This window comes from Clostridium sp. AF19-22AC (assembly GCF_003479085.1).
In the GTDB taxonomy this organism is placed as follows: domain Bacteria; phylum Bacillota; class Clostridia; order Lachnospirales; family Lachnospiraceae; genus Faecalicatena_A; species Faecalicatena_A orotica.
Map to the genome: position 1 here is coordinate 188,971 of NZ_QUGN01000002.1, position 11,282 is coordinate 200,252.

At 42.6% G+C, this 11,282-nt stretch carries 9 protein-coding genes; all 9 read left to right on the plus strand.

The window, feature by feature from the left end; translation table 11 throughout:
• Window positions 1–36: 36 nt before the first annotated feature.
• The 9 genes from DWX43_RS02920 (at window position 37) to DWX43_RS02955 (ending at window position 10,825) form a co-directional block, all read left to right on the plus strand.
• Entirely contained in the window at window positions 37–1,113 is a 1,077-nt protein-coding gene (locus tag DWX43_RS02920; RefSeq protein ID WP_118618672.1) for a TIGR04066 family peptide maturation system protein, read from the plus strand.
• A gap of 15 nt (window positions 1,114–1,128) precedes the next feature.
• Window positions 1,129–1,389: a peptide maturation system acyl carrier-related protein gene (locus DWX43_RS02925; protein WP_118618674.1), complete on the plus strand. Its 261-nt coding sequence runs from the start codon at window positions 1,129–1,131 to the stop codon at window positions 1,387–1,389.
• A gap of 20 nt (window positions 1,390–1,409) precedes the next feature.
• Entirely contained in the window at window positions 1,410–1,607 is a 198-nt protein-coding gene (locus DWX43_RS26790; RefSeq protein WP_147356285.1) for a hypothetical protein, read from the plus strand.
• 1,609 nt (window positions 1,608–3,216) lie between these two features.
• The gene (gene rbr / locus DWX43_RS02930) at window positions 3,217–5,376 is read left to right on the plus strand and encodes a rubrerythrin (RefSeq protein ID WP_118618676.1); all 2,160 of its coding nucleotides are present in this window, start codon (window positions 3,217–3,219) and stop codon (window positions 5,374–5,376) included.
• A 215-nt stretch (window positions 5,377–5,591) separates the two neighbouring features.
• On the plus strand, window positions 5,592–7,031 hold the full coding sequence (locus DWX43_RS02935; protein ID WP_118618678.1) for a carboxyl transferase domain-containing protein: 1,440 nt from the start codon (window positions 5,592–5,594) through the stop codon (window positions 7,029–7,031).
• Between the two features lie 14 nt (window positions 7,032–7,045).
• Window positions 7,046–7,837, plus strand: coding sequence for an OadG family transporter subunit (locus tag DWX43_RS02940; protein ID WP_118618680.1), 792 nt, complete (start codon window positions 7,046–7,048; stop codon window positions 7,835–7,837).
• 17 nt (window positions 7,838–7,854) lie between these two features.
• Complete coding sequence (locus tag DWX43_RS02945) at window positions 7,855–8,223, plus strand: biotin/lipoyl-containing protein (protein WP_118618682.1); 369 nt, start codon at window positions 7,855–7,857, stop codon at window positions 8,221–8,223.
• Window positions 8,224–8,243: 20 nt separating this feature from the next.
• Window positions 8,244–9,395 carry a sodium ion-translocating decarboxylase subunit beta gene (locus DWX43_RS02950; protein ID WP_118618684.1) on the plus strand — a complete coding sequence of 384 codons (1,152 nt, stop codon included), beginning with the start codon at window positions 8,244–8,246 and terminating at the stop codon, window positions 9,393–9,395.
• Between the two features lie 17 nt (window positions 9,396–9,412).
• A complete protein-coding gene (locus tag DWX43_RS02955) occupies window positions 9,413–10,825 on the plus strand; it encodes an oxaloacetate decarboxylase subunit alpha (RefSeq protein WP_109730263.1) in 1,413 nt (470 codons plus the stop codon).
• Window positions 10,826–11,282: the final 457 nt, after the last annotated feature.

The following is an 11,282-nucleotide window of genomic DNA, read 5'->3' on the forward strand; positions in this document are numbered from 1 at the left end:
AAATGATAATTTAAAAGAAAGAGTAGAGGTGATAAAGTGGAGCAGGTTTTGATATATCCATTTTCCGATGAAATGATTCCAGTTGTTAATTCGTCTGATCTGTTACAGGACTTACAGATTTCTTCATTGGTCTGCTTTAAAGGCTCTAAAAACAAAGGGGAGTTATATAGTGTTAAGGGCAAAGGAATACGGGTGACAGATGATTTTGAAAAAGAGTTTGAGAAATGTTCTTTAGTTTGGTTTGTAAATTACGGTTTAAAAGAGTGGCCGAATGATGAAAAGTATATTTTGGATAAGCTCAAAAAAGCATTGGATAATAAAAAGGTGATTTATTCAAGAAAAGGATATGATAAAGAAAGGAAAATGGTAAAAATGTACCATGATGATTTCTGGGAAATTACTACTGAAGATCATATCATTTCCGGAAAAGCGTCTGGACGTCAGATTTTTAATATTTCAACGCCCATTGTTTTGATAACAGGATTACAGGAGAATATCGGAAAATTTGAGGTGCAATTAGCCCTAAGAAGAGAGTTTCTGAAAAGTGGTATTAAATTTGTACAGATTGGTACACGTGACTATAGTCACCTATTTGGAATGTATGATTTTCCGCCATTTATGTTATCGGCACGAATTAATGAGGCTGATAAAATATTGAAATTTAATCATTATATTAAGGAAAAGGAACAAAATGATCGTCCTGAGTTAATAGTATTAGGAGTACCGGGTGAATGTATGCGTTTTGATAATAATATTACTAATAATTTTGGCTTTCTATTAAGCGAAGTTATGCAAGCAATAGTTCCTGATTTTAATGTGTTTTGTCTTCCTTATGTTGAAAATGAAGATGATGTTCAACGTATGATTAGTATGTTTAACTATCACTTTTTAACATCTGTAGATGTTTGTGTTATGGCAAATAAGATGGTTGATTATAGTGAAACGAAACGTAGTAAAGAAGTGCGCTATTTAACATTAGATACGAAGATGGTGGAAAATAAGATTGATGAGTTAAAAATGGACAATTTATTTGGATTAAAAAGCGATTTGAAAAAAATTCCGACCATAATTATTGATAAATTGCGGCATTACACTGACATTATAGTTATGTAATTTAAGGAGAATCATATGGAAGATAGGTTTGAAGTATTATTAGATAATATAATGGAATTGCATTCAGGTATAAACTTTAGAATTCATCCGGAACTAAAAAAGCATAATTTGTTTGGTTCGGAAATTTGCTTGCCTGCAAGAGAGTTGGTGCTTATTTTGTTAGATATAGAATCGAAAATGGATATACGTATTTCAGATAAAGATATATTGGATGGTAAATTTAATACTTATAACAACATATTTGATCTGTGTAAAAAAATGGTGGGAAAAGTTTAGCTGGTAGAAAGGAGTGTACTATGAATAATTTTGGCAAGAAAAAATCATTTTTAAGTAGTAATGGTATTGAACCAAAAGGAACATGCAATTGTGGAGCGGCATGTGGAGCTATATGTACCTGCAGCTGTTCATCAGAGTTTTTGAGTAGCTATAATACAAGGTTAACCACAGGAAATTCACGGTTTGATGCTTATAAGCTTAGATCGCCTGGTCCATAAAAGTTATACCTGATTAATAAATAACCAGCTAAGCTTTTGTAAAATAAACATATGTCAAATAACCCACTGTTATAATGTCAAGACCACCAGCTTAGCTGGTGGTCTTGCTTAGGACTATGAGGGTCTATTATTGGCAAGAATGAAAAACATGTATTTAGAAAAGTGGAAGATTAAAAATGTAAAATAGTCGTGTAATACTTTTGTGCATATTCCGACAGTTGTAAACCATATGCACGGAAAAAATCTTCACGGTAGATGTACCATTCATACAAATTTTTTCTATAATGAAAATGACGCACATTTGTGTGACTATAATTCATAGGAAGTCGATAATTATGGTTAATTATTGAGAAATACTGAGGCTGACAAGCCTTGGTTATACACAGCGGTAAATCGTTGCAAGTGTTTACGGCTCCAGAAGCACCATTAGTGAGGTACAGAAGGAAAGCGGATCCATCATTTCCGCTGAAGTATTGCTAATGGCCTTCCATCCAGTGCGTCTTACATCAATTAATCCAAGAGTGGAACCTGATTACAGTTTCATTCACAAAGAATTAGTAAAACCAGAGGTAAACCTGAGTCTGCTCTGGACAGAGTATTGTGAGGATGCTTAAGCTAATGGTAAAATGACATACATTATTCTTGGTTCTGCGATAAGTATTGCCACTGGGCAAGGCTGACAAGATGATGCTATTCAGGTTGACGGGGCAGGAAATACGATTAAGCTTCATGATTGCTATACTGCTGATACAACCGATGTATATCTATTTATTACAGTTCTGCCATGCAGCTGTAAGGTATATATCGAGGCTTGCGAAAACATGAAGAGTGAATGATAGCTTAACTGTCATTACCATGTTTATTCCTATTATGGTTGCGTTATCTGTCTTTTATTCCAGGTAGTTAAAAATTGGAATTGTAAAGAATACTAGATATGAAGCCAGAATCAATCGTAGCTATGGAAACTGCAACACTGCTTATATCGAAGAAGAAAAAAGGTTCATGAAGTCGCATCCATTCCCCCTGTACGAACCGCAGTCTGGTCCACGACTAATGGTTATCCAAGATTATCTCATAAATGACGGTAAAAACAAATAATCCGCTCCATTTGATTGGAGTAGATAAACATACGCCTTACAAAGAATACGGTAGAAACTTACTATTATGGATCAAGGATTACATTTCATCCAAGGTTAATGCAGCTGCTGGAATATACATTTGGAATGGTGATGATCGTATTGAAAAAATATTTTAAGAGGATCGCCCTATATCCAGATATTGTATGATTAGACCAGATGATCCTGTTTTTTTCGAGCTTCGCTTTGCACTGCTGTGACGAAGTTTCGCCATATCGGCATAATCATATATTTATACAAGTTTTCAAAGCAAATAAAATAAAGAAAGCAACAGACTTCTATAGAGACTTAGAAGAATAAGACAAAGAGGATAGATTCAACTGTTTTTAATCAGCATGTGTAAACTTGAGTTTATATTTCAGTTGTTTCTCAAGTTGTGGGTAATCTAATATATAAAAAAATGTTGACAAAATGTGGAAATTCAAATAAAATAATAGTAATCATTATTATAATTGTATAAGAAAGGAGAAAGCATGCATCAGTTTACGGAAATCAGAATCCCTATTGAAAAAGACAATCCTTCTATAAAAAGGAACGAGGATTTGTGCATCAAATGCGGGCAGTGCAGGAGGGTCTGTGAAGAAGAAATCGGGGTCGGAAAGCTGTATTCGCTGAAGAGCACTTCTGATAAGGCAATTTGCATCCACTGTGGACAGTGTGCTAATGTCTGTCCGGTTGGTTCAATCACAGAGGTGTATGAGTATCAGAAAGTAAAAGAAGCAATACGGGATCCGGAAAAAGTGGTGATTTTCAGTACTTCACCATCAGTAAGAGTGGGTCTGGGGGAAGAATTCGGAATGCCTTATGGAAGCTTCGTTGAAGGAGAGATGGTGGCAGCATTAAGAAGGCTTGGGGCAGATTATGTGCTTGACACGAACTTTGCAGCGGACCTCACCATAATGGAAGAGGCATCCGAACTGGTACGCAGAGTAACAGAAAACGACAAGCCGCTTCCACAGTTTACGAGCTGCTGTCCGGGCTGGGTTAAGTTTGTGGAGACATTCTATCCTGAGATCCTGCCGCATATTTCCAGTGCAAAGAGTCCGATTGGCATGCAGGGGCCGACGGTCAAAACCTACTTTGCAAAAAGCAGGGCAATTGACCCGGAAAAAATCGTGAATGTCGCAGTTACACCGTGTACGGCTAAGAAATTTGAAATACGAAGAGATGAAATGAATGATTCTGCCTATTTGCTGGACATTGCGAATTTACGGGATATGGATCATGTGATAACGACAAGAGAACTTGCCCGTTGGATGCGTGAAGAGGGAATTGAACTGAAAGACGTGGGAGTGAGCGGCTATGATGAACTGATGGGAGAGGCTTCTGGGGCTGGTGTGATTTTCGGAAATACAGGAGGTGTTATGGAAGCGGCTGCACGAACAGCCCATTTCCTGATAACCGGCGAGAATCCCCCTGATGACTACCTGAAACTGAATCCGGTACGCGGGATGGACGGGATTCGTGAAGCTGATGTAAAGATTGGGGATACATCTCTTAAGCTGGCTGTCATTCATGGTACTGAGAACGCCAGAAAATTTCTTGACAAGTGGAAGGAAGATCAGCCCCACTATGATTTCGTAGAGGTAATGGCCTGCCGAGGTGGATGTATCGGTGGGGGCGGCCAGCCAAAAACAGAGATTCCGATGACCGATGAAATACGGAAGGCAAGGATTGCATCCTTGTATACAAAAGATTCCGGGATGCAGCTCAGGTATAGTCATGAGAATCAGGAGATCAAAAAGCTGTATGACGAATTCTACGAGGCACCGCTTTCCGGACTCGCGGAACAGATGCTGCATACATCATACAGGGATCGCTCAAAGGATCTTGGACCCGAAGGGAAATTACATATTAACGAAGCAGGAGAAAATTCAGAAACTAACAGGAACATTAATATAGAAGAAAAGGAGAACGAAACAATGAAAAAATGGAAATGTACAGTATGCGGTTATATTCATGAGGGGGAGAACCCGCCAGAGCAGTGCCCGATCTGCAAGGTTCCGGCGGATCGGTTTGCAGAGGTGATAGAAGATGTAACGGCTGACGTATCTGAAGAGGCAGTACAGGCAGATACGGCCGTGAAGAGACCTGAGGAAGCTCCTGCAAAGGGAACGAAAACAGAAAAGAACCTGATGGAAGCTTTTGCAGGCGAATCTATGGCGAGAAGCAAATACACATACTGGTCCGGCGTAGCAAAAGAAAATGGTCTGGAGCAAATGGCGGCCATTTTCATGGAAACAGCCGAACAGGAAAGAGAACATGCTAAAATGTGGTTCAGTTTATTCCACGGTATTAATGGGGTAGAACAGAATCTGATTGACGCAGCGGCGGGGGAAAACGAAGAATGGACTCAGATGTACAGACGCATGGCGGAAGAAGCACGCGAAGAAGGGTATGATGCAATTGCGGCAAAGTTTGAACTTGTAGCCAAGGTTGAAGCACAGCATGAAAAACGTTACCTTCGTCTGTTGGAAAATTACAGGGCCGGAAAGACCTTTAAAGGGGAAGCACCGCTAGGCTGGAAGTGCAGGAATTGTGGATATATACATGAGGGGCCGGAGGCTCCGGAAACGTGTCCTGTATGCATGTATACAAAAGCGTATTTTGAGCGTCAGGTGCATAATTATTAATGAGCCGCCAGCGAATAATATTTGCTGTCTATTAGTGGAGAAGCACAGGGTTCTGTGCTTCTTTTTCTGCTCATCAGGAAGCGGTGGCATATTCTGTGAAAAAAATATCAGAATGTGTATTTATTAATTGAAATTTTATATTAAGTGGTATATACTAGAATAGGCAGAAATTTTGGTTTAATTTAAACAAATTTTATAATATGGAGGGCTAGATTATGAGCTACAATGCTACAGAAAACTCAGCAAGCAGGCGAATTGCCATGCTGCTTGATGAGGGGAGCTTTGTTGAAATCGGCGGCGCTGTTACAGCGAGAAGTACAGATTTTAACTTGCAGACAAAAGATACTCCGGCTGATGGTGTCATCACAGGTTACGGGGTAATTGACGGCAATCTTGTTTACGTGTACAGCCAGGATACTACAGTTTTAAAGGGATCCGTCGGTGAGATGCATGCAAAGAAAATTGCAAACATTTATGACATGGCAATGAAAATGGGGGCACCGGTTATCGGACTGGTCGACTGCGCAGGCCTGAGACTTCAGGAGGCAACAGATGCTCTGGAAGCTTTTGGAAGCTTATATTTTAAGCAGTCTATGGCTTCAGGCGTGATTCCGCAGATTACAGGGATATTTGGAATGTGCGGCGGCGGTCTTGCAGTAGTGCCGGGACTTACAGATTTCACATTCATGGAGAGTAAAGACGGCAAGTTATTTGTAAATTCTCCAAATGCTCTGGAAGGCAACATTGATTCCAAATGTGATACTTCTTCAGCAGAGTATCAGAGCAAGACAGCAGGTCTGGTTGACGGGATTGGCGATGAAACTGATATTCTCGGACAGATCCGCGTGCTGGTCAGCATGATTCCTGCCAATAATGAAGACGACCTTTCCTATTCGGAATGTCTGGATGACCTCAACCGTGTCTGCGCTGATATTGAGAATGCAGCAGAAGATACAGGGATTGCTCTTGCAGCTATTTCTGACAGCAATATATTCTTCGAGACAAAGAAAGAATATGCAAAAGACATGGTAACAGGATTTATCCGCCTGAACGGCATGACGGTCGGCGCTGTAGCTAACCGCTCCAAGGTATATGATGCAGAAGGAAATATCGCAGAAGAGTTTGATAAAGCACTTTCTGTTGACGGATGCAAGAAAGCAATTGATTTTGTGAACTTCTGTGATGCTTTTTCCATTCCGGTTCTCACACTGACAAATGTGACAGGCTTTACTGCTACAATCGAATCCGAAAAGAACATGGCAAGAGCCGTTGCAAGACTTACTTATACGTTTGCAAATGCGACAGTACCGAAGGTGAACGTGATTGTTGGAAAGGCTTACGGCAGCGCATATGTAGCAATGAACAGTAAGTCAATCGGGGCAGACATGGTTTATGCATGGCCGTCAGCTGAAATCGGTATGATGGATGCTTCACTGGCAGCAAAGATTATGTATGCAGATGCAGACGCCGATACTCTGAAAGAGAAAGCGGCAGAATACAAAGAACTTCAGTCCAGTCCGGTTTCCGCGGCAAGAAGAGGATACGTGGATGCAATCATCGAACCGGCTGATACAAGAAAATATGTAATAGGGGCATTCGAAATGCTGTTCACAAAGAGAGAGGATCGTCCGGACAAAAAACACGGAACGGTTTAGTGAGGTGAGGCAAAGTGAAGAAAAAAATCAGTATATTAGGTCTTGTCTTTCTCCTCATCTTCAGTTTCACAGGATGCGGAAGCAAAGCAAAAGACACGGCAGATTATGATCAGGCTACGATGCAGAACTACGCTGACACGATTGTCCAGAGCTTCAATAACATGACGGATGACGACCTGAACAGATTTGAGGACATGTCAGATCTGGAACTGAATCTGACATTGATGCAGTCAGGACTTCCGATTGAAGGCGATGACTTCGTGACTATGATCGAGGCATGGAAGGCCGGACAGAAAGAATGCGGGGCTCTTGTAGAGGTCGGCGAATATGAATTTACAACAACTAACAGCGGCGCAGTACTGACTGCCAAGGCCCAGTTTGAAGACAGGGACGGCGAACTTTCCTTTACATTCGATGACAAAATGAATATGGAGAGCATGACAGTAAATGCGGATTACGCAACAAGTGAGATACTGAAAAAAGCAGGACTTAACACAATCCTTGGAATGGGAACTGTATTCGTTGTATTGATTTTCATTTCATTTATTATTTCTTTATTTAAGTTCATACCTGCAATTGAAAAGAAATTCAGTAAAAAGGCTAAAACGAATAATGCAGCACCGGCACCGGCAGCACCTGCGGCTCCAAAAGCGGCACCAGCAGCACCGGCGGTTACACAGGCTGCAGATAATGACGGAGAGCTTGCGGCAGTTATCGCGGCAGCAATTGCAGCGGCTGAGGGCACTTCTACAGATGGATTTATTGTCCGCTCTATTAAGAGAAGAAAGTCAAACAGATGGAGTTAATCAGGAGGAGATAAGAGATGAAAAATTATACAATTACAGTAAATGGCAATGTATATGATGTAACAGTAGAGGAAAAAGGAGCAGGCGCAGCACCGGCTGCAGCAGCCGCACCAGTAGTGGCTCCTAAGGCAGCACCGGCACCGGCAGCCGCACCGAAGGCTGCAGCAGCAGGCGGAATTGAAGTGAAGGCAGGAGCAGCCGGAAAAGTATTTAAGATAGAAGCAAACGTAGGACAGAGTGTTCAGTCAGGAGATCCGATTGTTATCATCGAAGCTATGAAGATGGAGATCCCTGTAGTAGCCCCAGAGGCAGGTACAGTTGCTAGTATTGATGTAGCAGTAGGCGATGCCGTTGAATCAGGAGCAGTCTTAGCTACATTAAACTAGTTTACCAGGAGGTTTGACAAATGGAATATATTTCAAATACATTAGGAAACCTCGTGCAGCAGACTGCATTCATGAACCTGACCGTTGGAAATCTGGTTATGATCGCTGTTGCATGTGTATTCCTATATTTAGCAATCAGACACGGCTTCGAGCCGCTGCTGCTTGTTCCAATTGCCTTTGGTATGCTGCTGGTTAATATCTACCCGGATATTATGCTGCATGCAGAAGATGCTGCGAACGGAACAGGCGGACTTCTCTATTATTTTTATAAGCTTGATGAATGGTCAATCCTTCCATCTCTGATTTTCCTTGGAGTTGGTGCTATGACTGACTTCGGACCGCTGATCGCCAACCCGAAGAGTTTTCTCCTTGGTGCGGCAGCACAGTTCGGTATTTTTGCTGCTTATCTTGGTGCTATGGCAATGGGATTCTCAGACAAAGCCGCGGCAGCAATTTCTATTATCGGCGGGGCAGACGGACCTACATCTATTTTCCTTGCAGGTAAACTGCAGCAGACGGCTATTTTAGGACCAATCGCGGTGGCGGCATATTCCTATATGTCACTGGTGCCAATTATCCAGCCGCCTATTATGAAACTTTTGACGACTGAAAAAGAGCGTAAGATCAAGATGGAACAATTGCGTCCGGTTTCTAAACTGGAAAGAATTCTGTTCCCGATTATCGTAACAATCGTTGTTTGTACAATTCTTCCAACAACGGCACCATTGGTTGGTATGTTAATGCTTGGTAACCTGTTCAAGGAGTCCGGTGTTGTAAGACAGCTTCAGGAGACTGCAGCCAATGCGTTGATGTATATCGTTGTTATCCTGCTCGGAACTTCAGTTGGTGCGACAACGAGTGCAGAAGCATTCCTGAACCTGGATACACTGAAAATCGTAGCCCTCGGTCTGATTGCATTTGCATTTGGTACGGCAGCCGGAGTACTTTTCGGTAAGATTATGTGTAAGGCAACAGGTGGAAAGGTTAACCCGCTTATCGGTTCTGCAGGTGTATCTGCGGTACCAATGGCAGCCAGGGTTTCACAGAAAGTCGGAGCAGAGGCGGATCCTACAAACTTCCTGCTGATGCACGCAATGGGACCGAACGTAGCAGGTGTTATCGGTACTGCAGTCGCAGCCGGAACATTTATGGCTATCTTTGGTGTTAAATAATAATGGAGGACAAATAAATGGCAGAGATCGTTAAGAAACCAGTTAAAATAACAGAAACAGTCCTGCGAGATGCTCATCAGTCCCTGATTGCCACAAGAATGACAACAGAGCAGATGCTGCCGATCGTAGATAAGATGGACAAAGTCGGATACCATGCAGTAGAGTGCTGGGGAGGTGCTACATTTGATGCTTCCTTACGTTTCCTGCACGAAGACCCGTGGGACAGACTCCGTAAATTCCGTGACGGATTTAAGAATACAAAGCTGCAGATGTTATTCCGCGGCCAGAACATTCTGGGATACCGTCCATATGCAGATGACGTGGTTGAGTACTTTGTACAGAAATCCGCTGCTAACGGAATCGACATCATCCGTATCTTTGACTGTATGAATGATATCCGTAACCTGCAGACGGCGGTTACGGCGGCAAATAAGGAAAAAGCTCATGCACAGGTAGCAATGTCCTATACACTCGGTGATGCTTATACACGTGATTACTGGATGGACCTTGCGAAGAGAATCGAAGACATGGGTGCTAATTCCATCTGTGTGAAGGATATGGCAGGACTTCTTGTTCCATATGAGGCGACAGAACTTGTTACAGCACTCAAAGAAGCTGTAAGCATTCCGATTGAAATGCATACACATTACACATCAGGTGTGGGCGGAATGACTTATCTGAAATCAGTCGAGGCAGGAGCAGATATCATTGATACTGCAATGTCACCATTCGCAATGGGAACATCACAGCCGGCAACAGAAGTTATGGTTGAGACTTTCAAGGGAACACCATACGATACAGGACTCGATCAGAACCTGCTCGCAGAAATCGCTGATTACTTCAGGCCGATCAGGGATGAAGCATTAGAGAGCGGGCTGTTAAATCCAAAGAACATGGGTGTAAATATCAAGACACTTCTCTATCAGGTACCGGGAGGAATGCTTTCCAACCTGACAAACCAGCTCAAAGAGCAGGGGGCAGAAGACAAGTTCTACGAAGTGCTTGAAGAAGTACCTCGCGTACGTAAAGACCTCGGAGAATGCCCGCTTGTTACACCATCTTCACAGATTGTCGGAACACAGGCTGTATTCAACGTCCTGATGGGCGAACGCTACAAGATGGCAACAAAAGAAACAAAAGACGTATTATCAGGAAAATACGGTGCAACAGCAAAACCGTTCAATCCAGAAGTACAGAAGAAGGTTATCGGGGACGCAGAAGTTATCACCTGCCGCCCTGCCGACCTGATTCCAAACGAGCTGGACACACTGCGCAAAGAATGCGAGCAGTGGATACAGCAGGATGAAGACGTCCTGACATACGCACTGTTCCCACAGGTAGCAGTAGACTACTTCAAATACAGACAGGCACAGCAGACCAAAGTAGACGCAAAAGTAGCAGACACAGAGGACGGAGCCTATCCGGTTTAAATAAGAAATCTCTTGTGTGTATACTAGACATGTAAAAACCTGTCGGGTGTATGATAAGAACGTTCAAAGAGCAGTGAATTAGAATAAGTATTCCAAAATAAAAAGCAGGGAAAATGATGTACGTAGTTACAGCCCACATTTTCTCTGCTTTTTACTGTGTAACTTTCCGACTTAGCCATTCTTTCGCTCGGCCTTAAGCCGGCGAAAGAAATTTTCCAATTTGATGCGCGCAGCCATTCAGGAGGCGGGGGTGGTTTCGGGAGCGTCTAGTGTGCGGTTGGAAGCACTTGCAGGAAAAGAGGGGGAGCTTATGGATAAAAAATGATTCCGAATCATTTTTTAAGGCCGCCTGAGCTTTGAAATCATCAGATTTCAAAGCGAATGCGACCGGGCCATAAGCTCCCCCTTTTTCCTGCTAGTACTTCCCCGCTAAACGCCCGCCCCCGAAACCACCCCC